Origin of the sequence: Vibrio sp. 10N.239.312.C11, from assembly GCF_041466065.1 — a bacterium.
GTDB classification, from domain to species: Bacteria; Pseudomonadota; Gammaproteobacteria; order Enterobacterales; family Vibrionaceae; genus Vibrio; species Vibrio tasmaniensis_A.
The window spans coordinates 1-26,132 of sequence record NZ_JBFSRZ010000027.1; the positions used below are offsets into that span (position 1 = coordinate 1).

At 42.7% G+C, this 26,132-nt stretch carries 22 protein-coding genes and 2 pseudogenes; 3 read left to right on the plus strand and 21 right to left on the minus strand.

All coding sequences use genetic code 11. The features are described from left to right. Positions 1–97 precede the first annotated feature (97 nt). A complete protein-coding gene (locus AB6D07_RS12950) occupies positions 98–907 on the minus strand; it encodes an SH3 domain-containing protein (RefSeq protein ID WP_017084343.1) in 810 nt (269 codons plus the stop codon). Positions 908–1,248: 341 nt separating this feature from the next. Here AB6D07_RS12950 and AB6D07_RS12955 point away from each other — a divergent pair. Further along, positions 1,249–1,506 (plus strand): annotated as a pseudogene (locus tag AB6D07_RS12955) (carboxypeptidase M32); the annotation flags it as partial. A gap of 102 nt (positions 1,507–1,608) precedes the next feature. On the opposite strand, the gene AB6D07_RS12960 reads toward AB6D07_RS12955, so the two are convergent. From AB6D07_RS12960 to AB6D07_RS12970, 3 genes are all read right to left on the minus strand, one after another. Next, positions 1,609–2,613: a metal-dependent hydrolase gene (locus AB6D07_RS12960; RefSeq protein ID WP_017103019.1), complete on the minus strand. Its 1,005-nt coding sequence runs from the start codon at positions 2,611–2,613 to the stop codon at positions 1,609–1,611. 143 nt (positions 2,614–2,756) lie between these two features. After that, positions 2,757–3,185, minus strand: a complete 429-nt coding sequence (locus tag AB6D07_RS12965) for a hypothetical protein (protein WP_017103020.1) — start codon at positions 3,183–3,185, stop codon at positions 2,757–2,759. Positions 3,186–3,358: 173 nt separating this feature from the next. Then, entirely contained in the window at positions 3,359–4,168 is an 810-nt protein-coding gene (locus tag AB6D07_RS12970) for a sulfite exporter TauE/SafE family protein (RefSeq protein WP_009846561.1), read from the minus strand. Between the two features lie 329 nt (positions 4,169–4,497). Here AB6D07_RS12970 and AB6D07_RS12975 point away from each other — a divergent pair, with 329 nt between their 5' ends. Together AB6D07_RS12975 and AB6D07_RS12980 are read left to right on the plus strand one after the other, a co-directional pair. Then, positions 4,498–5,475, plus strand: coding sequence for a DUF1852 domain-containing protein (locus AB6D07_RS12975; protein ID WP_029222927.1), 978 nt, complete (start codon positions 4,498–4,500; stop codon positions 5,473–5,475). A 46-nt stretch (positions 5,476–5,521) separates the two neighbouring features. Beyond that, the gene (locus AB6D07_RS12980) at positions 5,522–6,550 is read left to right on the plus strand and encodes a methionine synthase (protein ID WP_009846559.1); all 1,029 of its coding nucleotides are present in this window, start codon (positions 5,522–5,524) and stop codon (positions 6,548–6,550) included. A 99-nt stretch (positions 6,551–6,649) separates the two neighbouring features. Here AB6D07_RS12980 and AB6D07_RS12985 read toward each other — a convergent pair whose 3' ends face one another. The 17 genes and pseudogenes from AB6D07_RS12985 to hsdR form a co-directional block, all read right to left on the minus strand. Further along, positions 6,650–7,132: a tetratricopeptide repeat protein gene (locus AB6D07_RS12985; RefSeq protein WP_029222928.1), complete on the minus strand. Its 483-nt coding sequence runs from the start codon at positions 7,130–7,132 to the stop codon at positions 6,650–6,652. Next, positions 7,130–7,561 (minus strand): annotated as a pseudogene (locus tag AB6D07_RS12990) (GNAT family N-acetyltransferase); the annotation flags it as partial. The gene AB6D07_RS12985 and the pseudogene AB6D07_RS12990, both read right to left, overlap by 3 nt. An 85-nt stretch (positions 7,562–7,646) precedes the next feature. Beyond that, positions 7,647–8,153: a GNAT family N-acetyltransferase gene (locus tag AB6D07_RS12995; RefSeq protein ID WP_009846557.1), complete on the minus strand. Its 507-nt coding sequence runs from the start codon at positions 8,151–8,153 to the stop codon at positions 7,647–7,649. A gap of 46 nt (positions 8,154–8,199) precedes the next feature. Then, complete coding sequence (locus AB6D07_RS13000) at positions 8,200–8,667, minus strand: cold shock domain-containing protein (protein WP_012603768.1); 468 nt, start codon at positions 8,665–8,667, stop codon at positions 8,200–8,202. Between the two features lie 86 nt (positions 8,668–8,753). After that, the gene (locus AB6D07_RS13005) at positions 8,754–8,966 is read right to left on the minus strand and encodes a hypothetical protein (RefSeq protein WP_017099097.1); all 213 of its coding nucleotides are present in this window, start codon (positions 8,964–8,966) and stop codon (positions 8,754–8,756) included. Between the two features lie 222 nt (positions 8,967–9,188). Continuing rightward, entirely contained in the window at positions 9,189–9,689 is a 501-nt protein-coding gene (locus AB6D07_RS13010) for an opioid growth factor receptor-related protein (RefSeq protein ID WP_017103023.1), read from the minus strand. 461 nt (positions 9,690–10,150) lie between these two features. Then, positions 10,151–10,624, minus strand: coding sequence for a response regulator (locus tag AB6D07_RS13015; protein ID WP_017103024.1), 474 nt, complete (start codon positions 10,622–10,624; stop codon positions 10,151–10,153). Continuing rightward, positions 10,611–11,966, minus strand: a complete 1,356-nt coding sequence (locus AB6D07_RS13020; RefSeq protein WP_372091207.1) for an ATP-binding protein — start codon at positions 11,964–11,966, stop codon at positions 10,611–10,613. Before AB6D07_RS13020 ends, AB6D07_RS13015 begins: the two co-directional genes overlap by 14 nt. A 6-nt stretch (positions 11,967–11,972) precedes the next feature. Beyond that, a complete protein-coding gene (locus AB6D07_RS13025; RefSeq protein ID WP_017103026.1) occupies positions 11,973–13,391 on the minus strand; it encodes a DASS family sodium-coupled anion symporter in 1,419 nt (472 codons plus the stop codon). 295 nt (positions 13,392–13,686) lie between these two features. Then, on the minus strand, positions 13,687–14,067 hold the full coding sequence (locus AB6D07_RS13030; RefSeq protein WP_017103027.1) for an MmcQ/YjbR family DNA-binding protein: 381 nt from the start codon (positions 14,065–14,067) through the stop codon (positions 13,687–13,689). Between the two features lie 29 nt (positions 14,068–14,096). After that, a complete protein-coding gene (locus AB6D07_RS13035) occupies positions 14,097–14,573 on the minus strand; it encodes a hypothetical protein (protein WP_017103028.1) in 477 nt (158 codons plus the stop codon). Between the two features lie 95 nt (positions 14,574–14,668). Further along, positions 14,669–15,145 carry a GNAT family N-acetyltransferase gene (locus AB6D07_RS13040; RefSeq protein WP_017103029.1) on the minus strand — a complete coding sequence of 159 codons (477 nt, stop codon included), beginning with the start codon at positions 15,143–15,145 and terminating at the stop codon, positions 14,669–14,671. A gap of 141 nt (positions 15,146–15,286) precedes the next feature. Continuing rightward, on the minus strand, positions 15,287–16,696 hold the full coding sequence (locus AB6D07_RS13045; protein ID WP_017103030.1) for an McrC family protein: 1,410 nt from the start codon (positions 16,694–16,696) through the stop codon (positions 15,287–15,289). Continuing rightward, the gene (locus tag AB6D07_RS13050; protein WP_017103031.1) at positions 16,693–19,305 is read right to left on the minus strand and encodes an AAA family ATPase; all 2,613 of its coding nucleotides are present in this window, start codon (positions 19,303–19,305) and stop codon (positions 16,693–16,695) included. The genes AB6D07_RS13045 and AB6D07_RS13050 overlap by 4 nt, the downstream gene beginning before the upstream one ends. A 49-nt stretch (positions 19,306–19,354) precedes the next feature. Next, positions 19,355–20,758: a restriction endonuclease subunit S gene (locus AB6D07_RS13055; RefSeq protein WP_017103032.1), complete on the minus strand. Its 1,404-nt coding sequence runs from the start codon at positions 20,756–20,758 to the stop codon at positions 19,355–19,357. Continuing rightward, on the minus strand, positions 20,758–22,374 hold the full coding sequence (locus AB6D07_RS13060) for an N-6 DNA methylase (protein ID WP_017103033.1): 1,617 nt from the start codon (positions 22,372–22,374) through the stop codon (positions 20,758–20,760). Before AB6D07_RS13060 ends, AB6D07_RS13055 begins: the two co-directional genes overlap by 1 nt. A gap of 178 nt (positions 22,375–22,552) precedes the next feature. Next, positions 22,553–26,116 (minus strand): type I restriction-modification system endonuclease, encoded by a 3,564-nt coding sequence (gene hsdR, locus AB6D07_RS13065; protein WP_017103034.1) that lies wholly within the window; start codon positions 26,114–26,116, stop codon positions 22,553–22,555. Positions 26,117–26,132: the final 16 nt, after the last annotated feature.

Sequence of the window (26,132 nt, forward strand, 5' to 3'; positions counted from 1 at the left end):
AAGCAACGACAGAATCCTTCGGTATTTAGACCGTCAACCTCCCTCGGTAATCACATCATGCTAGCTAAGGTGGTTTTTTGTTACTCAATACTCAAGTTTATTTAAAAACATTGCCAGATGATGGCTCATAATAAACTCTTCCAGAAGTGTTACTATGATTACCACAATAGGTAAAATACACTCTTCTTGGCTTGTAGTTAACTGAACGTACCCAACCACCTTGGTGCTCAAAATCCTCCACTGAACAGACTCCTGTGTTTATGAGATCCTTCGATACTTTGATGAACTTTGCCTTGTAAGATATGTAGTCATCAGAACTATCTAACGCAGCTTCTAACCTGTTAGATGACATAACTCTCAATTCAGTTGGTTTATGTTTTGACAGATACTTAGAAGAAACCCACCTCGCTACTTCCCCATCAACACCTTCTATAGTGCCATCATAGTACTTGGAAATTCTTGACCAACCATTAGTCGTCTCAAAGACCTGCACCAATTGTCGTCGATATATTACATTGGTTTTCTTGCCTGTCTTAGCCGGAGACAGTCTAACGTTTAATTCACTTGCGGTTACGTAAAAATCACTAATTGTAATAGTTGTATCAGATGCAGTTACTGTTTTGGATTGAACAGAAGCTTGATTATTACGACTCTTTTTATCCTCGACATAGGTATTATCGTTATCAGACATTCCTATATATCCTAAAAATCCTCCCAAAAAAGCAGCAAATGTTAAGTATGACCATTTATTCTGCTGACTTGGGGTTGGTAACAGTACAATGATTGCTCCAAAAATTGGACTAAGAATAAAGGACAAAAAGAAAAAACCTATACCAGATCTTCCTTTACGCTTTGCATAAGCACCAACAGCTACAGACAACCCAATCCAAATAATATAACTAAACATATTAACTCACCTGTTGGGAACCGTTTTGGATCGGCCTAAGCACTTTACTTCACTACCTTATATAAACTTTAAGGCAAAGGTTGGATAACGCAAACTTTCACAAAAAAATATTTCTTAGTTTTATCCGAAAAGTTATTTAATTGCGTGACGAGTAGTTTCCTTGCTCAACAATGGAACAGCTTAGTCGATAATGAATTAATGATCTATTTGACAATCCCTGCCAATGGAAAGAACGAGCCTAGATTAGATGAGAAGAAAAACTGAAACTCACAATAGGGCAAAACGAGTTAAACTAGGATCTACCTAATCTAAAGATTTGCAGGTTACATTACACCATAGATCGCGGCGCATTTGGTTATTTCCCATCGTACACACTAGGTGCGATATACGCGGCTCAGTTCATGGCTTCAATGAAGAAAACAGTGGATGTGAACGCTGTGATTGAAAGTGGCGACCTATCACCTATCTTCACTTGGTTAGAATCGAATATTTGGAGTAAAGGCAGCCAGCTTAACACCGATGACTTGGTGAAAGGCGCAACCGGTGAAACCTTGAATGCGCAATACTTCAAAGACCACCTAAGAAGCCGTTACCTTTAATGTTTTATTAAAGAGTTTTCGAACAAAGAAAACTAGGTAATAGACGAATAAAAAAGGCTGAGCAGATTATCTGACTCAGCCTTTTTACTGTTTAAAACTAGCTCATTTATCTCCAGTAAGCATATCGAAGAAGATCTGTCTCGACTCAGGTGTGTTGTCTCTATGAGTTTCGTATCTTACATGCGTGTTTGCATCAACAGTTTTTGATAGCTTGATGCTCCAAAGTGCTTTCATTTGATTCGGTACAATTGAGTATCGGACATCGATAATACGCAACTCGTCCGTTGGGTCCTGAGCAATATAACCATTAGAGAACCAGCGAAAGCGTTCAATATCTTTTGCTTGTTGTGAATTAGGGGCAAGCCACGGGAAATCCTGACTCACGTTCAGCTTAGCGATCGACTCTCCGGGGTATATATTTACCGATGTGCCAACCCGCACTGCGTCTACATGGTAATGAGCCTCTGTTTCGTATACCACTTTCCAAACCAAGATATTAGCAAAGCTCGGTTTTGCCTCTAATCGAATCGGCGTATGTTGTCTTTGTTCCGCTAATTGCCACCCAATCGCCTCTGCCCTATCTCTTTGTATCATCCCTAATGTTGGATAAATTAGAGCCCAAGCAAACGCAACACGTGCTAGCCAAGGTGCTCGTTTCAACGTTGCAAACACAAGCAAAACTAAGATGGGCAGCGTATAAACAGGATCGATGATTGATATGGTATTCCAAGCAAAACGCGCATTAGTCAAAGGCCAAAGTAACTGCGTGCCATAAGTGGTACAAGCGTCTAACAGTGCATGAGTGCCATAACCCAGAGCGCAAAACAGCCAGCTTTGCCTGAAAGTAAGCCCGCGCCTTTTTGCAATCAGATGATGTAGAACAAAGGCACAGATCAAACTGCCAATGGGGATAAAGAAGAGTGAATGAGTAAATTGCCGATGGAACTCCAAAGCCAACAAAGGATCACTTTGAGACTTAATCAGTGCATCTAAATCAGGAGCCAATCCTGAGAGTAGCCCTAATACCCCAGCAACAACCACATGTTGTTTTTTGCTTACTGACTGTGACAAAGAAGCGCCTAACACGCCCTGCGTTAAAGGATCCATAAATCACTCATTGATAGCATTCCGTTGAATCAAACAAGATACATTTAGCTATAGCAGTGAATTGGGTTAAATAACAATGTTTTATCAAGATAATACTGTTGATAAAACACCCTGACATGAATGAATTCCATGAAGCGTTAGCGTTAAACGTTTTGCTGTGTGGCCTTGCTTAACAGCATTTCCCAATCAGATTTATCAACCTGTTCTTTGTGAACATTCACTTTGTAATAGCCATTTTTAGTCAGTGATTTAACCTGAATATACTGACGAGAAAAGACAGAGTTTTTGATCACCAAGTTCGCTTTAACGTCATGTAGATGTATGTCTTCACCGACTAAAGATAAATGTCTTCGGGTGAACTTGGAGACCAAAGCATAGACAGCGATCATGATTAAGATAGAAGTAACAAAAGGGAAAAACTGGAGCTCAGTCTGATAAAACAAGTTGATAGCTAAAGATGCGATCACGTAACTTATTATCATTGATAGAGCCACGTTCCAACGTGGGCCGTTGCCCTTAAATGAGATTTCTCGTGCCATTACTCGCTCCTTTAGATAAGTATTTGACCACATTTGAATATTTATTAAACGTGAACAATCTTATTATGAACCATGGTGCATTAAAATGAGTAACTCATGTTATTGGAGGGCTCAGATCGCAATTAGACATTTACATGCATTTTTTTGCACCTAAATGTCTAATGAATAAAGAAACTGATTCAGTTACAGGTTACTGAATTCTTTAATTAACGAGCAACCATGCTGGCTGCAATAACCACCAACAGTACTGAGAAGATCTTCTTAATCGTTGGAACCGGTAAATGGTTAGTTGCTTTTGCGCCTAGCGGAGCTGTAAACCAAGATGTGCACACGATACCCAGCAGCGCAGGTAAATAAACAAAGCCAGCAAAACCTTCTGTTAGAGCAAAGTGGCTGCTGCCCGAGGTGATATAACCGATAGACCCAAATAATGCGATCACAATGCCACAAGCCGACGCACAACCAATGGCCTTTTTCATATCGACAGAGAAGAACGTCAATAGTGGAACCAGCAATGCCCCACCACCAATGCCTATCATGGCTGACAAGCCCCCCGTAATAGTTGTAAGAACCGTTAGTACGCCCTTGTTCGGTAGCTTTCGTTCTTTAGGCGCGTCATTTTTGCTGCTTAAGAACATCTTGATCGCAATAAGAACCACACTTACGGCAAACACAATACGAACAACTTTTTCTGGCAGCAGAGCCGCCATAAAGCCACTAATCAATGCACCCAGAGCAACACCCAACATGATCCAAGGTGCCAAATCCCAAGGCACGTTTCCATTTTTGTGGTGAGCAAGCGCAGAGGAAGTTGAGGTAAACAAAATTGATGCCAAGGAAGTCGCAATCGCTGCAACGACCACTTGGTCAGCAGGTAAAACTTCTAAGTGAAGTAAAATGCTGCTTAACACAGGTACAATGATAAGCCCTCCGCCAATCCCCAAAAGTCCGGCAAGAAAACCAACACCACTGCCTAATAATGCACAGTATAAAATCAACAACAGCAACTCACTCATTTCGTCCATCTCTTAATTAAATTAATTGTCTTAAATAACGCACTATTAATGTGGTTATATTTCCATCAAGCCAATTAATATAACTGACACCACCTAATATTTTCAAACATAATAGATCATGAATATTCCTCATGTTGATTGTGAAAGAATACCATTATTAATCATTTATCGAACCAAGTATAAAAATACCAAGCGATTAACTTAATACCGTATTAATTTTTTCATACAGTATTGCCTTCAACTATTAATCCGGTCACAAGCAAAAATAAATGCAATTTTAATTCTAAAGACCGAGAAAGTCAGACTACAGATTGGGATATCAGAACAACATGAATACAGAATTTAATTTTACAATTAAGAGCATTAGCCTCGACGAGAACTATCAACCTGCGGACAGCACACGTATCACCACCAACTTCGCTAACTTAGCGCGTGGTGACAGCCGCCAAGCAAACTTGCGCAATGCACTGCAGATGATTGACAACAGTTTCAACGCATTAGCACACTGGGACAACCCAAAGGGCGATCGTTACTCTGTAGAGCTTGAAATCATTTCTGTTGATATGGACATTGAAAGCAACGGCGAAGCATTCCCTTCCATTGAAGTACTGAAAACCAATATTCTAGACCGTAAAACCAACGAGCGTATTGAAGGCATTATCGGAAATAACTTCTCTTCTTATGTTCGAGATTATGACTTTAGCGTACGTCTATTGGATCATAATAAAGGCCAAGAGAAATTCAGCATTCCGGAAGATTTTGGGGATTTACACGGCAAGCTTTTTAAATATTTCGTTAACTCTGACGCTTACAAAAAGAACTTTAATAAACCACCTGTTATTTGCTTAAGCGTGTCAGATAATAAAACCTATTACCGTACTGAAAACCAACACCCAGTATTAGGTTTTGAATACCAACCGAATGAGTCTTCTTTAACTGAACAATATTTTAAGAAGATGGGCTTACAGGTTCGTTACTTCATGCCGCCAAACAGTGTTGCACCTCTAGCTTTCTATTTCTTTGGTGATCTACTGAACGATTACTCAAACCTAGAACTTATCAGCACCATCAGCACCATGGGTACATTCCAAAAAATCTACCGTCCTGAGATTTACAACGCGAATGCGGTTGCAGGTAACTGCTACCAACCAAACTTGAAAAACTTGGATCACTCGCTAACTCAAATCGTGTATGACCGAGAAGAACGAAGCAAATTAGCTATCGAACAAGGTAAATTCGCAGAAGAGACTTTCATTAAGCCATACCAGTCAGTTCTAGAGAACTGGTCTGCCAACTACGCGCTTTAATCGAGCAATCACGCTCTTAAATCACCAAGGATAGGCAGTATACGTTATGAAAACATTATTACCGACTTCAACAGCAGGCAGCTTACCTAAGCCATCTTGGCTAGCACAGCCAGAGACACTTTGGTCTCCATGGAAACTGGAAGGCGACGAATTAACCGACGGCAAACAAGACGCGCTACGTGTCTCTCTTCAAGACCAGCAACAAGCCGGTATTGATATTGTGAGTGACGGCGAACAGACACGTCAGCACTTTGTAACAACCTTCATTGAACACCTGAATGGCGTGGATTTTGAAAAGCGTGAAACCGTTAAAATTCGCGACCGTTACGATGCGAGTGTACCAACAGTCGTTGGCCCTGTTTCTCGTCAAAAGTCGGTTTTTGTCGAAGATGCTAAGTTCTTACGCCAGCAAACGGATCAACCAATTAAGTGGGCTCTACCGGGGCCAATGACCATGATAGATACGCTTTACGACGCGCATTACCAAAGCCGTGAAAAGCTAGCATGGGAGTTCGCAAAAATCCTTAACGAAGAAGCAAAAGAGTTAGAAGCGGCTGGTGTTGATATTATTCAGTTCGATGAGCCTGCGTTTAACGTATTTTTTGATGACGTGAACGATTGGGGTATTGCTTGTTTAGAAAGAGCCATTGAAGGGCTTAAGTGTGAAACTGCAGTTCATATTTGTTATGGCTACGGCATCAAAGCAAATACGGATTGGAAAAAGACACTAGGTACCGAGTGGCGCCAATACGAAGAGGTATTTCCTAAGCTTCAGCAATCGAATATCGATATCATCTCATTAGAGTGTCATAACTCTCATGTTCCGGTTGAATTGCTTGAGCTCGTTCGAGGTAAGAAAGTGATGGTCGGTGCTATCGATGTTGCAACCAATTCAATTGAAACGCCGGAAGAAGTTGCCGACACTCTACGAGAAACACTGAAGTATGTTGATGCCGATAAGCTCTACCCGTGCACCAACTGCGGCATGGCTCCACTTCCTCGTGAAATTGCCTCAGCTAAGCTCAATGCGCTAAGCGCTGGCGCAGAGATCGTTCGTAAAGAACTTTCAGAGTAACGGTTTAAACTCAAACTAAAACCGAATTCTTGAAGCCTAAGTATCCTATTAATACTTAGGCTTTTTCTATATTAGTACATGATCTTTATAAGCAGCGGCTTACCAGGTTTTATCTAAGTCTTGAGCATATAAAGAGATCGCGCGTTGGTACTCTTTAATCGCATCGCTATTAGTCGTAGATACCAAAAGCTCAAGTAATAGCGACGTCGCCTCTTTATGGCGACCTAAATTGTACAAACACATTGCGTAGAAAGGTTTCACTTCTATCGAGTCAGGATACTCAGCCATAGTCTGTTCGAAATAGCCTAAAGCCTCTGCATAAAGACCAAGGCTTCGATAAGTACTCGCCAAACCGAACAGCGCATCAAAACGCTCTACTGAAGAAAGCACGCCAGACAGAGATAGCACATAATGCTCAATCGCCTGTCGCTCTTTACCTTGATTATCGTAAGACCACGCGATCTGCAAGTGCGCTTTCGCGGCATAATTTTCATCAGTGAGTAGCGTTGCCAACAAGTCACGTGACTCTTGGTACTTCTCTTCTTTTCGCAATTCGATTGCTTGTTTGATAATGGTGTCCATAGTTCTTCCTAAAATCAGTTCCATTTCAACGAGTCCTTTCACTTCAGACAACTGAGTAAAACCTTTTGATTGATAAAGCTTAATCGCGGGGTTCTCACTGAACACTCGCAACACTAACTGAGCCGATGATTGATTGTTCGCATGTTCAATAGCTAAATCGAGACACTTAGAACCAAAGCCTCTATCTTGATATTCAGCTAATATCTGCAAGTCCCTAAGAAACGTTGTATCACAGTTGTAACTGAAGCGGATAACACCAATACGGCTATCCCCTACATAAACTTCATAGTTATCCAGTTCATCCCAGCTGCGTAAAAACTGACTATGACCCCAAGCGATGCCACGAGCTTGGTAGTAACTCGCCATATTCGTTTTAGTGATCGATTCAGCGAACTTAGGATCGGAACCTTTGACTAACCTTACTTCCATATTGTGTCCTTTGTTTCTAAATCAAACATTGAGCAATACGTAATTTAAGTACCAAGAGTATTGCATCGTGTTTAAACCATCCTAATCAATCTGGTTCCTTGGTTAACGCCTTCTCTAACCACATTGAACTGATGTATTGACCGTTTTTCTTCGCATATTCATTGAACACTCCGACTTCTCGAAATCCAAAACGTTTATGAAGTGCTATTGAAGCCTCATTAGGTAAAGCAACACCTGAGAGTACGCGGTGAACACCATAATCACTAATCGATGCAAATAGCTGAGAATAAAGCTTAGAGCCTAAGCCTTTACCTTGAGCTTCTGTCGCAAGATAAATAGTGACCTCTGCGGTATCTTCAAATGCCGACATAACCCGGTATTGCTGAGAACACGCGAAGCCTAATAACGCATCACCTTCTGTCGCGACATAAAGTTGATATTTACTTTGACTAGAAAATTGAGAAAACCACTGCTGGCGATTTTCCAACGACAACTTCTCTTCTTCAAAGCGCGCATTGGTATGTTCAATATAAAAGTTGAAGATATCGGTGATGCCTGCAATATCAGGTAATGTCCCTACTCTGATTTCCATGTAATGTCCTTTTAGTTGTCTATTTTGAATGACTAGTAAACAGGCATCAATAGTGACTGCAGAACTGACTCTCGCAAGGAATACCATCACGATCACCATCTATTTTCACATTGGGACAGTTTGCCAAATAAAACTTTGCTTCATCACAAGATAACATCTCACTGCAGTACATTTTTCCTTGGCAGCTAAAACCCATACTCTCATATGCCGGATTTAACTTTGGCTCTAACAAAAAAAGATAAAAAGCTGCCCCTATAAGACCAACGATAAGTGCAGACAAAATAAGTGATAAAGGATTGGATTTGAGTGGTTCTATACCAACTAACTGAGCACTCGAAGCGCTGAGTTTAGAAGAACTATGTGATAGTTGAAATTCAACGCTATCTCCCACTTTTGGAGAACGATAACCCTTTCGAAATTTGGATATATGAACAAAAATATCGCCCTTTAATTCATCTGAGTTGATGAATCCAAACCCCCTCTCATCAACCCATCGAACAATTTTTCCATTCATAACTATTCCTCTCCAAACCGTCTCTTGGTCTTAGTTCAAATCACTAACAATATTCCGTTACGCTTAATAGGGTTCAAGTTTTCCCATTAAGGACTCTTAACTTTACCCATTTTAGTCAGGATGCCTTTGCCCTTCTCATAAACAAAAGATAAACCAAAGTAGACTGAAACCCACAAGACAAAATCAAGAGCGGCTAACTTGATATCAAGTGGATCTGAAAAGATGTTATAGGTGTGTCCAAACTTTGCTTCAATTGATTTAACTAAAATCACTGTAGCGATAAAAATCACAATCCTCATGGGTTTCCCCTATCTATACGTTTAAACTAAATCGTACACATGCGCGTGGATATTGTTTAAGTTATTCCAAGTATATAATGCGTTTATAGCCCTACATGTCGTTGGCTTTTTCTATAAACCAAATGCCTTTACACGGGCCATTGGTTAAATGCCAACGACCATCAAATCTATTGCTACTGTCATGTGCTGAAAGTCGATAATCCCACTGGCTATTGCGGACTTCTAACCATTTAACGCATTACGCCAATATTGCACCGTTTTATCAGAGACAGAACCGGTTTCGTTCGCTGCTGCGATCAAGAAGCCACATAAGTTGGTCGCAACTTCCTCATTGCCTAACAAATATAAACTACGAATGGCTCGCGTTAACCTTAGTTGGTTATGATCATGGTTTTTAAGCCATACATGATTTGCGTGGCTAAGCGGTAACAACGAAGATATTTCGATACCCTCTCGCTGCATGCCCCAAAACTCAAGCATCAGGTCAAGTACTTGTAGATGAGCTGTGCGGAGCTCTTCTGACTTAGCAAAAAGCACCCTATCTTCTTGAGTAACCAACGGCGCATGTTGATTAAACTTAGTCCCCTCATCTATTGGGAAAAATACTTGAATGTACTTATGGTCATGCTCCAACCAAAAGTGATTGTAAGCTAACAACTGTTCTATATTTCGACCAAACTTATCCGGCGCTTCACCAGATATAAAGCGAGCAATCTCACTCATTTTCAAATCCTACTGACTATAAACCCCCACTTGTGGGCGAATGCATTATTACGCAGTAAGCCGTGAAAAGCCTAGTCCTTTACGTTGTAAGCACCGATCTGACTTCGAACGCCAAATACCGCACGTTAGGAATCCTTGTTAATACTTCCAACTCACTGTTCTAACAGACGACACTGATACCCTGCGACGCATTTTAGCTCTGTAATATGTTCAGGGAATAGTTCGTGAAGAAAATACAATGCATCTGTTGGTGTTGGCGTAGCGCATGAGTTTTAGACTTAAGCCAGCAACCAGTGTGTTAATAACTGAGTACTAAAACCTGAACGACTAAAAGAGATAGGTAATATATGCACCGAAAGATTACATCTTTCAAAGACAAAATCCTTCAGAAAGCGTCCTTCGGTGCATACAATTTCAAGCGACTGACATTAGTGACTCATGTAAGTCGCTAACATAAGAGACTAACGCAAGCGTCTCAACACAACCTGCTGGTCGAGATCATTCTGATAGTCCGTGTAATCAAGCCCTTGATCAAATATGTACTCAGTAACAAGAGTGCGAATGCACTCAACTAATGTGCTTGCTTGCCAAGGCTTCTCAAAATAACGGTCGATACCTGCTGCATTAATCGCATTGATGGTATCAGTATGAGTAGCCTGCCCCGTAAGAAGAATTTTCTTTGTATTCGGAAAGCGGCTGTCATGGAACACGTCAGTGAGTAACTCCACACCCGTTTTTCCCGGCATCACATGATCAGACACGATGACGGTAATGTGTTCGCCTTCTGCGTCAAGTTCATCAATGAGATCAAGCACTTCTTGTGCTGATTCACAATCTTCAATATTCAGCCAACTCGCCAGCGGCTCTAAATCTTGTACCACTGCGCTCAGTACTTCTCTCTGGTCATCGACACAGATTAAATTAAGCTTCTCCATGTTCACCCTCTACTGGTAACTTGATTCTAAATACAGTTTTAGAAGCATCACTTTTCACAATGATACTTCCGCCATAACCCGCCACAATCCGCTTAACTATTGATAGACCCAAGCCCAACCCAAACGATAAACCACCTTTTTTAGTGGTAAAGTTGGGCTGAAATACCTTTCTACGAGTCACCTCGTCTATCTCAGGGCCGTTATTCGTGATCGTAACTAATATTCTTTTCTTACTTAATCTGGTTTGAATCTCTATTGCGGCATCGTCTGAATTCGACATTGCATCACAAGCATTCTTTACAATGTTGACCCAAATCTGAACGAGCTCTGTTTTCGAGCCTTTAAAAGTCGGCAAATCTGCAGGGCTCAATCGCACAGATACTCTACGTAACTCACTTTGTAACAACGATAAGGCATGGTTAATGGAGTCGTTAATATCAACCGCTTCTTCGGTGTCAATATCAACTCTGCCAAGTTGTTTAACCGATTTTACGATGCCAACAGTGTGTCGAGATGCCAAACGTAAATCATGTAAATCACAGCCCATCTGCCAAAAACGAATCGCTTCTTCTGGGTTTTTCAGCCAATGTTTTGAAATAACGTCTGTTGCAGATAGAGCGTCAATTGGAATCGCCTTCGCAAGAGAGCGTGCAATGTTTTTGTCTAAACCATATTTTCTTTCAAATTGTCGCCCACGTGTTCGCGCTTCTGACGACGACGTTTTCTGACCATGCATTAACCCAAAATCGAAAAATTGACTGGCTTCTGGATGCACTCCTTCAAGTAGATCCATGATGACCGTTTCAAGTCGACCAGATTTACTATTTACTACACCAATAGCGTTGTTAAGCTCATGGGCAATCCCTGCAGCCAATTGACCCAAGGTCGTCATTTGCTCAGCAGTATGTAACTTCTCTAACGCTTTTTGTTTCGCTATCGCTTCTTGTGTTGCACGGCGTTGACGACGCGACAACTCATTGACAATCACAAGTGTGAACTGTGCGGTAAGAGGGCCAAAGTTACGTTCATCTTCTGCAGGCGTGTCTTTATCGATCCACGCTAACTCAACATCGGTTTTAGCAACAACCGTTGAAGATGCTGTCCAATTGCCTGAAAAGAAGCTGTGAACGCCTATAAAGGCCCCACTACCCGCGCTAAACACTCGCACTTGCGGTGCATTCGCTTCGGTATAAAAACCTTCCAGTTCTCCACTAAACACATAATATAAACGAGTGTTTAACGCTGATTGTTCAATAATGGTGTTACCGGCACGGCACGTCACCCGACGTTCTGTCTGATTAAAATAACGCTCGATAAGTGCTTCTAGCTTTTGTTGATACACGTATCGTTATCCTATGTGACCAATTGAATGCAGCACCCACACCATAACAAAACTCAGTAGCACACCAACCACACCTAAAATAACACCGATTCTAGCCATTTGATTACTTTGCACATGACCTGTGGCATGAGCCAACGCATTCGGTGGCGTACTGATTGGCAGCGACATACCTAATGAAGCGGCAAAAGTCACAACCAGAATTAACGTTAACTCACCGCCTAGTGGCGTGAGTGAAGCCATAGACGAACCTAATGCAGCCATAATTGGCATTAACAAGTTAGCCGTTGCGGTATGAGACATAAAGTTTGCCATTACCAAACACAAGAACGCCGCTCCGAACAACACCACATAGGGTGAGTAAGCATCAAACGGAATGCTGTGTACCACGAGCCTTGCTAAGCCAGTTTTATCGAGAGCTAAACCAAGCGCAATACCACCTGATACAAGCCACAGTACGTCCCAAGAAATCTTTTTCAGGTCTTCTTTATTGATGATCCCTGTGAGTGAGAACACAGCGACAGGAATCAGAGCGACGGTATAAGAGTTCATGCCATGGCTTGAGCCCATTAACCAAAGAATGATGGTCAGCGCAAAAGTGACGTATACCGCAATGGCTTTGGGCGTTTTAAGGAATTTACCTTTGATGCTTAGCTCGATTTTCTTTTGGTCAGCTTTGTACATAAAGCCTATTAAAAACCACGCTAACGCCATCATAATCACGACAAACGGCACACCAAATGCCATCCATTCACCGAACGTAATGAGGTTATCGCCAACTAAATATTTAAGGGCGATAGCGTTCGGCGGGGTACCGATCGGGGTACCAATGCCACCGATGTTAGCGGCAACAGGGATACAAAGCGCAAACGCTATACGACCGGGGTCTTTCGGGCCAAACACAGCCAGTACCGGCGTTAAAATAGATAGCATCATTGCCGTTGTTGCCGTGTTAGACATAAACATCGAAAAGATACCAGTGATCAACATTAAGCCGAGCATCACAAACTTTGGGTCTTGTCCAAATGGCTTCAACAACACGCGAGCTAAGTTTACGTCTAATCGATACTTAGTGGCGGCCATCGCTAAGAAAAAACCACCTAAAAACAGCATGATGATTGGGCTGGCGAATGTCGCCATGATGTCGCTGTATTTTAACAGCTCACCAAAATGTTCTTCCCCATGATCAAACCTTAAAAAGATCAGCCCTTTATCCGACAACATCAACAATTGCAGAACAATAATAACAACAGACGTCGCGTAGATCGGGATGGGCTCGAATACCCAGCACAATGCCGCTAATAAAAAGATCGCGATAACGCGTTGTTGAATAATCGTAAGGCCTTCAAATGGAAACGCTGATAGCGGCATTACGAGGATAATGAAAGGAATTAAAATAGGGATAATGTATTTAATATAGGGGCGCATAGCACAAAAACTCTTCCTGAGATAACAACTACTTAGAAATTAGATTTAAAGTTCTAATTTAGATCCGACAACGAATTATCGACCTCTTATCACTATCTCACTATCGGCTAGATCAATGATTACGTAATCGCGATATCCCCGTTTTCGTTTCTGTGCGCTACCTCTACGTTTGTGTGTCATTTACTGTTGCAATACAACTTGATCAATCTCGTCGCCAGGATCTTCCAAAGGACTATTGGCCTGTCGATAAAGATTAAAAAGTATTACGTCAACGCCGAAATCTGCCTTGAAGCATTTACGTGCGTGGTTCAGATAGGTGTTCTATGCCCAACTCTCGTTGTTTACGTTTACTTAAACCACTAGCAACAATACGATAAGACTCAGACAAGTAATACTTTAGGTCATCGTCTAATTGACCTGAAGTTTCAACTTGCTGTATCCATTTCATCCCACGGTTAGCAAAGTACGGAGCCGGTTTATAGCCTTCACTATCACTGAGAAAATCGTAATTTAAGTTGGATGTCTTAAAAGTAAATGCCGCTTTTTTTCCATCACTCCAACCGCCAATGGCAAAGACTTTACCACCCACCTTCCAGACATCTGAATTGCCCCATTGAACGACATGACTCGTCCCAGTAAATGTCCCGCAAAAATGGTTAAACTCATCGTAATTCATACTCATTTCCTTATGCACACAACCTCGGATTAAATGGCTAGCGTCAGTTCTTGTATGTCAATTAGATCGACTTCCCTACCTAATATTCGCTTGTACTCTACTAAATGATGAACTGGGATTACTGGCAATTCGATGCCGAGATAGCTTTTAATGACTGACTCTGAAAAATCGATGTCGAGTTGATGCCAAGATCCATCTAGAGCCGACTGTATCTTCGTATTATGAGATAAACCAATTTCAATTTTTTGGTCTTGGTAAACTAACTGGAAATACTCGAGATCCCAACCGTATTCTGCATAGTGAATTAACGGCTTAGATATGAATTGCGATACGCGAGCCAAAACCTTGTTTGCGTCAAAGTTGTGGATATAAAGGTCTATGTCTGCGATCTCACGACTGCCACCATGTATCGTTGCAGCTAGCCCTCCGACAATTTGATACTCAACACCATCAGCATCCAAGAGTTCTTTGAGCCACTTCAGTGCTACTTTCACTTTTTCACTCATCTAATTCCCTTAGCTGAATTTTCCCTATACCAAAACATCTAATTGAGCAGCAATCATCAGTTATAGATGCCGTGTACGTTTGTTATGCCGCTATTTCAACTTAAATGGCTCTTTGAATATTCAAACAACTTGAAATCATCTGATTGGTCTGGCTGTACTTCACCGACTTTGATATAGCCTAACTTTTCGTAGAAATGGTGGTTTCTGTAGGACTGATAAGGGGTGAACAAAGTCCAGTTTGTGATATGCGAATACTGGTGTTCAATAAGGCTCATGGCTTGAGAGCCAATATGTTTATCTTGATACTGAACATCAATGTAGAAATATCGGATCTCAATACTGCTCTGCTCACCACACTCTACGCAAATTGCCCCAGCATAGTCGCTGTTGTACAGCACTTTATAAAAGTTGCCTTTACTAACCTCAGCTTGGAACCAATCTGTTGATTCTATGTTTGGCGGGAACGCACCGTATTTTTCCACATCGTCTGCAAATGCGCTGAGTGCCGAGTTCTGCAGCTGTTGGATATCGTCAGTGCTGGCAAGTTCAAGTTGGAGGGAGATATCCGGCATAATTATCCTTAATTCATATACTTTCGACCAAGTGCCCATTTATGTAACGCATTGTACCAGCGCAACATTTTCCTTTAGCACATAGATATTATGGAAATATAAACCATTCACACTGCCAATAAAATCGCCAACTTACCAAGATCAAGCATAGCTCTCATGCTTCAGCCTTTGTGTTAGCGAACCAATAAGCTCATTAGCTTTAGACTTAAATGCTTCTGGCCAAATAACACTATTCTCGTTTTCAGATTTTAAAGTAAACGGGACAACCCACAACCTAAGCTTAGGTGGCGATTCTTTATCAAAGTCAAAGCTGCACTCAACCGCCTTATCAAAACCATCATGAGCAGGATAAATCAAAAACAGATCCCCTTCTCCCCCTAGGTATTTATGGCCGTAGGCAAACATTTGATACATGTCAGACTGCGATATACCGTAATTAGAAGCGGTTAGGTTGATAAGCTTCCATTTGGTGTCTAAAATCACTGTGGTATCTAACATTTCTGGCGTTTCTGGCGACTTAGTAGACTCAGTAGACTTAGTAGACTTAGTGAGCATTAAATCAGGGCGAAGTTGAAACTGGCGATGCCCATTGTGGTGAACTAAATATTTAGACTTAGCTTGCGTGCTAAGAGTCACGCCATCAGCTAAGTTCCTGCGTAATATCGACGCGACGTAACTTTCAAACACCGACTCCATAGGGAAAAGTAAAGACTGCGCATTCGCCGTACCTTTCATGCTAAGAGGTGAAAAACCTTCAAGGATCAACCTAGCCCATGCAAGCGGTGACTGGTAATAGTCCATGCCTCTGTCTAGTTTTACACGCGCAAAATCTTGCTTCACATTGGTACTTGCGGGTATGTCATCAAACGCAAAATCCAGCTCTCGAAGTAACCTTTGGCTTTGGTTTCTTCGGGTGTACGCCGCTACTTTTTTTAAGGCGGCGCGTATTAACCGATTGGCAGGTCTGTCTTGCAAAAACTCATCAAACTCACAATAAAATTTGTGTTTGTTCACTGAATTATAGCGCACCTGTTTGGCCACCAATAACTTGCCTTTTTTAAAGCCTAAGTTGTCTTGCTGTTTTACGTAGTCACTGCGTAAACCGCGCTTCACCAATTGGTTAACACTGTGCAAAAACTGCTGAATAAACACTTCAAGCAGCGGCATTCTCAAGGTATCAACGTTAGCCGACTGAGTGGCAATATGCCTAAATTCACCGAGGTGTTTGAGCATCATCAGCAAGAGTTTTCGCGACTCGTCGATGGCCTCTGGTGAGTTATCTGTTTTTTTCGCTACTTTGGGTAATACTTCAATGTGTTCACCATTGGGCGTAAACAATACGCCCACGTAGTTTCTTACTTGCAGCAACTTGTCGCCGTAACGGCTGCACAGCTTTAAAAAACGCCCTACATTACCTTTGTTTTCATTTAAACAGAGCCGTTCTAAATATTGAAACGCATTGGCTGAAATAAGCGTGTAGTCATCATTTGCTTGCGCGGCTTGTTCATCGCACGTTAAGTAGCCAAATTCAAAAACAATGGAAGTGGTCATTTTTTATCGTTAACTTCTGATGATTCTGATCCAGTGCTATCGGTCTGAACATCACTGGTTTGGGTTGCTTTCACGCTTTTAGGGTTGTAAATACCAATATAAGCGTCAGCGTTTTTCCATACTTGGTTATCTTTCTCTTTTAATGAATACTGCTGATAGTCTTCACCAAATTGATCCAACGTATGTTTGTCGCCAAATAGCGCTTTTAGGCTGCTTTGATTCATCGGTTTTTGAGTAACGAATTGCAAATCTTCTGGTTTTTGATTGTCGGCTAACACTAAACGGATCTTGTCCCAGTCTTCAAAGAAATATTCTTCCAGAAGAGGAATGATCTTGTTCTTAAACGCCAATTCAAGTTCTTTAAATTTATCTTCTTCTGTTTTGGCATTAAAAGCAGGAAACAAAAACGCATGGCCAAGTGTGTGTTCTCGGTCGTATAAAATCTCGATACGTTCATTGATCACCTTAAGCAGTCGCTCAAGGTCAATACCATTGACAACAACACCATTTAGAAGCTCGGGCTTTGGCATCATTTCGACGAAATCAAAACGACGGCGCAGTGCTGTATCCATCATGGCTAATGAGCGGTCAGCGGTATTCATTGTGCCGATTAGGTACAAGTTATCAGGTACAGAAAACAGCGGCGTACTGTGCGGTAGGCTAATTTCTAAAGATTCGTCAGTCGATTTTCCCTTTGCTGGCATTCGTTTGCTTGGTTCAATTAGGGTAATCAATTCACCAAATATTTTAGAAATATTGCCGCGGTTGATTTCGTCAATAATAAGTACGTAGTTTTCTACTTCTGCTGTCCCGTTACTTTTACTACGAATATCAACATTATTATCAGAAAGGTGTTTCAGTGTACCAGCGACAGTTAAACGAGATAACGGGTAACAAGTAGGCAAGTTGAAACGTTTATTTCCATTTAATGCATGGAAATCCACAGAAAAGTCCAAAGCTAACCACTTTACTGGAAGGTGGTGAGCGTACCCATTTCCGTTTATTCCAGACTCTATATATTTATAGTCACCATCAATGACACCAACTGCCTCGACGGACGTATTGCTATTTATACAAAGTACTAAGTCGCCCTTCTCCATTTCTTGAGAAAAGTAATTCAAGGAATTTTGATCATTTCGACCTAACTCATTGAAATATGAATTGCGTTTTTGTTCGCGTAAATCACCCGCGTCATCCCAACCAATCGCTGCAATATTGTTTTCAAAGCAATACGTTTTGCGGGCATTTTGGTATGTACCCTCTATGGAAATCTTCCAAACTTTACCTTCAGGATTTATTCCTGGATCCTCTGTCTGCAATGACAATTGCGCTGCTGCACATATCCTCTTAAACACCCCTGGGGTGATTGTATAGCTGATATCGCCTGCCTCGGTATTGGCTGTTATCCCCTCTACAAACTCTTCATAACCGTAGCTTTGGTGAAAGGTGACAAAGCGAATACGTTTGGCAGTAACCAGTTCATCGTATTTGGCTTTTAGTTCAGCGCGTGTGTCCCAAACAAAGTCAGGGGCGGCGGCTTTAACGGCCGCTTCAATGGTGTGGTAGGTTTTTCCGGTTCCCGGTGGGCCATAGAGAATTTGGTTTAAGCTCGGCACCGTCATTTCGCTATCTCCATTGTTACTTTTCGCTGTATCCGTTGATGAGTTGTTAGGAGCGTAATCGACTGGCCAATACCCTTCTCTCTCTACCAAGTACTGCTCAGCAAATTTGTCTTTATCTTCTTCGCATGTAGCAAGATACTCAAGACTATATTTGGCATCATCGAGTTTGATTTTTGATTTTTGAACAGTTACGAGTTTAAATGCAGCGTCCGATTTAGCACTATCTAAGCCTTTACGGCCAATGCGGAACTGATTGTCGATATTTACAGGATATATATCTAAGCCAACGTCATGCGCCCACTCGGTTAACTCATAGAGCTCCTGCAGTTTAGGGTTGGAAAGGTTGGTGACTGCATCCATGTTCATTCTTTCTATCAACTGTTCAATTTCTTTCTCTGACGCTTCTTGATTGCTTGCCCAGACATCTTCATAGTAGTCAAAAAATGGTACATCATCTGGCATATTATCAAGCAGTTGGCGATATGCCTGTGCCATGGTTGCTTGACTGTTTTTTACCGCGCGACACAGCACAGGAGCTTTGTAAATATTAAGTACGCTAGGTTTAGACCTATTTTGATAGATAAATGCCACTTTCCATTTTAATGTCGGAGCTACATCAATGACCTCGATTGCATTTAAATCATTAGCTCTAACCGCTTTGATTACGGCTAAAATATTCTGCTTAATGCTTGCAAATGCAGCAGATGCATCCTCACCATGTTTAGAGTGCCAAGTATAAGTGTCATCGTGACTATAATTGTTGCGACCATTTCTTTTATTTGAATCGGCACGCTTATAAATACCAAACTTCTCTGATGAACCGCCCTTAATGGAACCTAACTCTCTCGCTTCGGTTTCAAGCCAATAAGTAAATGTACTTTTATCTTCAACTGACACATATTCAGCTAATGTCATCGCTTCAATTCGTTCTACTGGCCATTCTGCTAAAAAGCGGTCCCAGAGCTGTTGTTTTTGATCGGTATTCATACTCTATCCATTAAAAAAGCACGCCCGAGCGTGCTTATAAAATTATCAATTAGCTTTTAGCGGCGGCTTTTTCTGCTTTCTTCTTAGCCGCTTCGGCTTTTTTGGCTGCTTTGGCTAGGGCTTCGGCCTTTTTACGAGCCTCGGCAATGCGCTCTAGCAGTTTGTCGGCTGGTCCATCGCTTGGGTCTTGCGCCACCAGCTCACCACGGAAGGCTTTGGCTAAAATACTTTGGGTTAGGTTATCGACCCTCGCCTGCGCTTTTTTCACTTGTGCTTCGATGGTGTCAGCGAAAGTGAAGTATTGTTCGACTAGACGGACAATTTCATCTTGTTCATCTAAATTTGGGTAAGGTAAGCTCAAGCTTTTTAAAACTTTAAGGTTAATGTTTTTTTGCGCCGTTGCAGGTGCAAACTGCTCAAGACGATTTTTATTTACATCAATTAAGTACTTAACAAACAGCGCTGATGTCATGTCGCTTTTTGGCGTAAATCCAACGACACTATCAGGAAAACACGCATCAATACCTAAAATAGCAGTATCCGCTATGTTTGCAGCTATCGTTATACATAATGTTCCTTTGGGGAATAGCTTCCCTTGTTCCAAACCAAATTCACTGTACCATTTAGAGCAACTAGTAATTACACCATTACTTTGTGCCACTTCCCCAGTTTGGATAAATGGGTACTCGGCACCAAATAACCGAGGGTCATTACGGGGACGATGCTTTGATTTTCCTCTTGCTAGCTCTCCCAAATCATCTAGACCTTTACGTAACCAAGACGTCGGGTAGCCCTCTTCATCATATTCATTATCCCTACGCCATTCTTCCGTCAACTTACCCGACACCGCAGAGGCGAGTACCGATTGGCGGAAGCGTTTTAGCAAATCTGGGATGCCATCTAGGCGGGCTTTGATGGTGTCGACCTGTGCCAATACTTCATCGAGCTTTTCGACGATACGTTTTTGTTCGGCGAGTGGGGCAAGTGGTATAGAAAGTGACTCGACTTTAGCTTTTGTAAGTGCCTGTCTTGTCGCTCCAGATTCATTACTATTAATATAGTCTTGCATAACAGGAGTCATCAGATAGTAATTAAGGTAGCCGCTTAACGGATCGGGAAATACTGGACGAATAATACAAACATGTTGATTAACACGGCCACCAATAGCCCAGTCTCTAGCAACTGAGACCCTACCTATCGATGCACCTGTAATATTAAGTAGTACGTCTCTGTCATTGATGGTGACAGCACTTAACTTAGCAGCTTGCTTATCGTCTATAAATGCCAAACCTTTTGTAGCTATCCCAGAAAACCTTACGTTCATTGAGCGAACCAGAGGTATTCCCTCAGTCTTATATGCTTCTTGTCCACCTCTAGGGGTTGAACCACTACCAATTTTGGTAGTGATTTCAACTAACTTTTGATGAACCCAACCTTTCGGCAACTCACTCATTACTCTGCCTCCGGCTTTTCTGCCAAGCCAAACGCTTCAGCCACAAGCTGTTTTTGTCCTTCAGCTACGTCGTCAGCGCCAAGTGCTTGCATCAGTTGGTAGATTTCAGACATGGCTTCTGTAAGCTCTGCCATCGCTTCACCTGCTAATACTTCTGGCTCTGGCAGGTTTTCTGCGCTAGTGGCTTCTAGGTCTTTTAGCCAAGAGATATCTAGGCTGTCGCCTTTCTGGTCGCGAATGTAATCACGGCTGAACTTGCGGAAACGCGCACTATCTACCTTGTGCGCTTTCTCGCTCAGGCTTTCTGCTGTTTCGCCTTCTGCGAAAATATTACCGAGCGTCTCATAAACGCCCTCTTCACGAGGTGACTGACCGTTTTTATCTGCGCCATAAGCATTGATAAAGGCTTCAAAGTGCTTTTCCGTCAGTGGGCGACGTTTACCAAAGGTGTTCATGTTGGTACGCATATCGAATACCCATGTCTCTTTGGTGCAGCCTTTGTCTTGGCTCTTGTTCTCTGGCGTGCCTTTTTGGAAGAACAGCACGTTGGTCTTCACGCCCTGTGCGTAGAAGATACCTGTTGGCAAACGCAAGATGGTGTGCAGGTTACACTTATCCATTAGGTCACGGCGAATATCCGTACCCTTACCGCCTTCGAATAACACGTTATCAGGAATTACCACCGCTGCACGGCCGCCTGGTTCTAGTGCATCATAGATATGCTGCATAAAACAGAGCTGTTTGTTCCCGGTTGGGTGAACAAAGGTACGAGTGATATTGGTACTTGATGCGCTGCCAAACGGAGGGTTAGTCAAAATCACATTTGCTTGTGGAAGGGATTCACCTGCGCTACCCAACGTGTTGCCAAGGCGAATTGCGCCCTCTTCTGCATCACCTTCAATATCGTGCAGTAGGCAGTTCATCAGTGCTAAACGGCGCGTTTCTGGTACTAGCTCCAAACCCACAAAGGCTTTGGTCATTTGGAACTCTTGGTCGTCACCGTCAAGGTCATCTAAATCGTTGGTTTGTGATTTGATGTACTTGTCCGCTTCAATCAAGAAACCTGCGGTACCCGCTGCTGGATCTTGAATCACTTCACGCGGTTGAGGCTGTATCACTTTGATGATGGTGCTAATCAGTGAACGTGGCGTAAAGTACTGACCCGCGCCCGATTTAGTCTCGTTCGCGTTCTTTTGCAGTAAGCCTTCGTACATGTCACCAAAGTCATCACGTGATTTACCTTGCCCTTCACCATCAACAGAGTCGTCAAACCACTCTAGTTTGTCCATGTTATCAACTAGTTCCGTCAGTTGAGCAGGCTGAGTAATGGTGGTGTTTACGTTTTGAAAGATTGCACGAACAATGGCATGGTCGTCAGCACCAAGCTGAACCAGCATGTTACGGTAGAACTGGTGCTGCTCTTGGCCTAGCTTGGCTTTTAGATCCGCCCAGCGAAACCCTTGTGGTAACAAGTCATCTTCTTGGCCCGTCTCTTCACACATTTTAAGAAACAGTAACGACGCCAACTCATTTACGTAGTTTTGGTAAGACACACCGCCATCACGTAAGTTGTCACACAGTTTCCACAGTTTGGCGACCAGATCATTATTGTTCATGCTTGTTCTCTTGTTTGTACTGACTTGTGCCAGATAGATAATTCGTTAAATACGAGTGCTAATCTGAGATTCCAGACAGTTCGTTCCTCACTTCTGGAATGACAATGCCGCGTGCACTTGTTAATCCGCACACTTCTTACTGAGTGTGCATTTTTACGTTTGGTGCGATTGTACTGAGTTACGCAGGCTCGTCCCACATAAACTCGTTGAATTGAGTGAGTATGCTGTCTAATTCATCATTAAAGACGTTCATAAGCTTACGTTTGCCACCTTTACGCTTGTAGTTGCCCGTTTTAAAGGTGTCATCGTCGAGTACTACTTTGTCTTTAATAGATGACGCTAGGCGATCGAGCCAGTTGAGTTGCTCTTCACTCCACTCTTTTTGGGCTTTGATTTTATCTAACGCTTGATCCACTCGATCTTCGAACGGCAGCAATGCGTCACCAATCGCAGCTTGTCGAATATGGCCAATTAAGCGCGCTGCTACATCTTGGTTCTTGGTCTCTTTCCACGCTTTTTTAAGGGTGGGTTCATTGAAGTTTTGCGCATCGAACCACTCTTGTAGTTCTAGCAACCCTTTACGAGTTAAGTCCCTTGGGCGGTTGATGACCACATCTAACGCTTCTTGTTGGTTCGACGATTTGTCCACCAGCGCATCAAAAGCTTCTAAGAAATCTTGCGCGGTTTCATGCTCGCCATACACGGTTTCTACTCGCAGCAGTGAATCGTCCACATCGGTAAAGATTGGCATATCACGCAAGTCATTAATCTCTTGCTTTAGCTGCTCTAAACGGCTGACCATATTGGTTACCTTGTTGAACACTTCTGCCGACCATTTGGGGCCTTTTTGTTTGAGTGTTTTAGCAAGGCTTGCGAAGTTACAGCCTGCTGAGTCTTGGCAAATCTCGTCAAAACGTTTGATTTGGCTGTCTATCTCGCGTGATTTAAGGCGGCTAAACTCCGCGTGGCTTGAGATACGTTGCAGCTTGGCAATCAACTGTTCGTGGCTGTGCTCTGCAAAGCTTCGACCATCCGCTTCCATCACTTTATAGGTTTCAGAATCGGTAATTTCGTTGACTAAGGTTTGCAGCTCTACTTTAGGGCGAACAACCACAGGGCGCATGGTATCGACACTTTGCAGCGTGGAATAGAGATCAACCGCATCGAAAATTTTGAATGATGTTTTGCCGACTGCTGGGCATAAGCGCGTCGCACGACCTTTCATCTGCTCATACAAGATACGGCTGCGCACTTTACGCATAAACACTAAGTTACAGATACTTGGTATATCGATACCCGTTGTCAGTAGGTCTACCGTTACCACGATGTTCGGTAAGCGCTCTTTGTTAAAGCGTGTGATCATCGACTGCACTTTGGTGGAGTCTTTATCTGAATCGCCAGTAATTTTGATTATCGCATCGTGCTCTAGCTGCGGGTATTTGGCTTTAAATGCCGTGCGCAGCTCTTCGACCACTGAATCGGCATGGGTGTTGTTCACACAGAATACGAGCGTTTTTTGTGGGCTGGTTGGGTCGATATGATTAACCAGCTCTTCACACACCACTTTATTGAAGTTTGAGGCGATGAGCGCACGGTTAAAATCCGCGACTTCAAAGCCTTGCTCATCCTCTAACGTATCGTTGATTAACTCACCTTGGTTAGACAAACGCTGAACTTCGCTACCTTGAGATAAGTACAAACCGCCTTCACTTAATTTGGTGATAATGCGAATTGGCGGCTCTTGATCGGTTAAGTAACCGTCGACGACAGCTTTTCGGTAACCGTAACGATAAACGGGTGTTTTCTTCTCGCCGCCAAAAATATCAATGGTGTGCGATGCTGGCGTAGCCGTTAACGCAATTTTTACCGCGTCAAAATGATCGATAATACGGCGATACGAAGAGATGAAATCTTGGTCGCTTCTGAACTTCTCTTCGCCTTCGGTTTGTTCTTTATCAAGAATGTAACCACGGTGCGCTTCATCAATAATAATGCAGTCGTAACGCCCTACTGGCATCACTTCATCGCTTTGGAGTGTGCGTTTCACTAAAGACTGAACGGTAGCAACGTGTATCTTGGTGCAGTCTTCAGGAAAGCGATCGGTTAACCCTTTCACATTGAAGATCGAGTTAAAAGTATCCCCTTTGATGTTGGTGTCTTCAAACGAATCGAGCGCTTGCTTACCCAGTGAAGTTCTATCAACTAAGAACAGAACGCGCTTAAAACGTTGAGACTGAATAAGGCGATACATCAAAGCAATCGCGGTACGTGTTTTACCCGTACCCGTCGCCATGGCTAATAAAATGTCTTGCTGACCATTCACGATGGCTTGCTCGGTGGCTTGCACCGCTTCCTCTTGGTAGTAACGTAAGCCAAGATCGCTCATTTCAGCATTTTTGGTAAACCAGTTGTTGGTTAGCTGGTCATCGCTTTCGAGTTTGTCCACTAACTCTTCAGGTCGGTGCCATTCTGGTAATGCTTTGGGCATATTGGTGGCATGACGAACATCGCGATACCAAATACCACTTTTGGTTTTCACTGCCGCTTTGTAGCTTCGCCCGTTAGCCGAAAAACAGAATGGGATTTTAAACGTTGGTTGTTGAAGCGCCGAGGAGCCGTTTGAATCGCTCCATGTCGGCAAGTAAGTGGGCAGAGCTTCGGCTACTTGGTCTAGCGCATCTTGCCCGTTCGCGACTTGTTTTAATTCGGAACGTAGGAACTCATTATCGAAGTATTTGCTGTAACGGTAAGCTTCTGTCAGCTTCGCCGATACATCTTTGTTTTTCTTTTTCGCCTCAACCACGCCAATGGGTTTCAAACCAACAAACAACACGTAATCGGCAAAGCCCATTTTACCCACTTCATCTTCGCCGGTTGGCCACTCAGCAATCGCAATATTGCGCCCGACTTCTGGCCTTGTTCCGTTGGCGAAGTTAAGGATTTTACTGTCTGCATCCCAACCCGCTTTGCGTAGCTGGTTATCGATCAGGTAGCGAGTTTCATCTTCACTTAAATCTAGAGAGCGCGACTTCGCTTCATCTATTATCTGTTTCTTATACGCTTTACGTTCGACTTCTGTCTTCTTAGATAGCTCAGTTTCTTGTTCTTTAAGTTTGGCTTCTAGTGCGCTAATTCGAGCTTGAGACTGCTCGTGTGTTTCTTCCTGCTTACTTTCTAAAACGGAGATGTAGCCATTTAACGCCGTTAACTTAGACTGTTGCGCTTCCAGCTCTGCTTTGGATTGTTCTTTGGCTTGGTTTTCACTTTGACGAGCTAATGCCAACTCGTGCTTTAGCGACAACACTTCTTGTTCAAACTGTTGACCGCTATCTGAGTTTGGTAAAACAAACGGAGGGACAGGAAAGTCGTATTTCTTAGTGACAAGTCGGTAATACCAAACCGCAACGCGGAAAGCGAAACGCAAACACATTTCCGCATCTTGTAGGTCGTTATGATATTCATGGACGGCTTGGTTGCCAATTTTGCGTAGCTTATGGAAGACATTGAGAATGCTGTCGTCGACAAAAGGGATTTTACCGAGTTCACGTAGCAGTTCGTGCTGGTTATCGGGCACGTTGATGTCTAACAGCTTGGCTAAATGTTTAGCGGTAGCTTCACCAAAGATACGCAATTTAACGAGCGTGGTGTTTGGATCATCTGGATAGTTTTTTTCTGCTGCGCGAGCAATAGCGTACAAGAAATCGTTAACGCCCTTGAGGAATTCGAAGTTTGATTTTTGCATTAAATACCAACCGACT

Excerpts from the sequence above, each read along its gene's own strand:
- AB6D07_RS12950 (WP_017084343.1), bottom strand. The coding sequence starts at position 907 with ATGTTTAGTTATATTATTTGGATTGGGTTGTCTGTAGCTGTTGGTGCT.
- AB6D07_RS12960 (WP_017103019.1), bottom strand. The coding sequence starts at position 2,613 with ATGGATCCTTTAACGCAGGGCGTGTTAGGCGCTTCTTTGTCACAGTCA.
- AB6D07_RS12965 (WP_017103020.1), bottom strand. The coding sequence starts at position 3,185 with ATGTGGTCAAATACTTATCTAAAGGAGCGAGTAATGGCACGAGAAATC.
- AB6D07_RS12970 (WP_009846561.1), bottom strand. The coding sequence starts at position 4,168 with ATGAGTGAGTTGCTGTTGTTGATTTTATACTGTGCATTATTAGGCAGT.
- AB6D07_RS12975 (WP_029222927.1), top strand. The coding sequence starts at position 4,498 with ATGAATACAGAATTTAATTTTACAATTAAGAGCATTAGCCTCGACGAG.
- AB6D07_RS12980 (WP_009846559.1), top strand. The coding sequence starts at position 5,522 with ATGAAAACATTATTACCGACTTCAACAGCAGGCAGCTTACCTAAGCCA.
- AB6D07_RS12985 (WP_029222928.1), bottom strand. The coding sequence starts at position 7,132 with ATGGACACCATTATCAAACAAGCAATCGAATTGCGAAAAGAAGAGAAG.
- AB6D07_RS12995 (WP_009846557.1), bottom strand. The coding sequence starts at position 8,153 with ATGGAAATCAGAGTAGGGACATTACCTGATATTGCAGGCATCACCGAT.
- AB6D07_RS13000 (WP_012603768.1), bottom strand. The coding sequence starts at position 8,667 with ATGAATGGAAAAATTGTTCGATGGGTTGATGAGAGGGGGTTTGGATTC.
- AB6D07_RS13005 (WP_017099097.1), bottom strand. The coding sequence starts at position 8,966 with ATGAGGATTGTGATTTTTATCGCTACAGTGATTTTAGTTAAATCAATT.
- AB6D07_RS13010 (WP_017103023.1), bottom strand. The coding sequence starts at position 9,689 with ATGAGTGAGATTGCTCGCTTTATATCTGGTGAAGCGCCGGATAAGTTT.
- AB6D07_RS13015 (WP_017103024.1), bottom strand. The coding sequence starts at position 10,624 with ATGGAGAAGCTTAATTTAATCTGTGTCGATGACCAGAGAGAAGTACTG.
- AB6D07_RS13025 (WP_017103026.1), bottom strand. The coding sequence starts at position 13,391 with ATGCGCCCCTATATTAAATACATTATCCCTATTTTAATTCCTTTCATT.
- AB6D07_RS13030 (WP_017103027.1), bottom strand. The coding sequence starts at position 14,067 with ATGAATTACGATGAGTTTAACCATTTTTGCGGGACATTTACTGGGACG.
- AB6D07_RS13035 (WP_017103028.1), bottom strand. The coding sequence starts at position 14,573 with ATGAGTGAAAAAGTGAAAGTAGCACTGAAGTGGCTCAAAGAACTCTTG.
- AB6D07_RS13040 (WP_017103029.1), bottom strand. The coding sequence starts at position 15,145 with ATGCCGGATATCTCCCTCCAACTTGAACTTGCCAGCACTGACGATATC.
- AB6D07_RS13045 (WP_017103030.1), bottom strand. The coding sequence starts at position 16,696 with ATGACCACTTCCATTGTTTTTGAATTTGGCTACTTAACGTGCGATGAA.
- AB6D07_RS13050 (WP_017103031.1), bottom strand. The coding sequence starts at position 19,305 with ATGAATACCGATCAAAAACAACAGCTCTGGGACCGCTTTTTAGCAGAA.
- AB6D07_RS13055 (WP_017103032.1), bottom strand. The coding sequence starts at position 20,758 with ATGAGTGAGTTGCCGAAAGGTTGGGTTCATCAAAAGTTAGTTGAAATC.
- AB6D07_RS13060 (WP_017103033.1), bottom strand. The coding sequence starts at position 22,374 with ATGAACAATAATGATCTGGTCGCCAAACTGTGGAAACTGTGTGACAAC.
- hsdR (WP_017103034.1), bottom strand. The coding sequence starts at position 26,116 with ATGCAAAAATCAAACTTCGAATTCCTCAAGGGCGTTAACGATTTCTTG.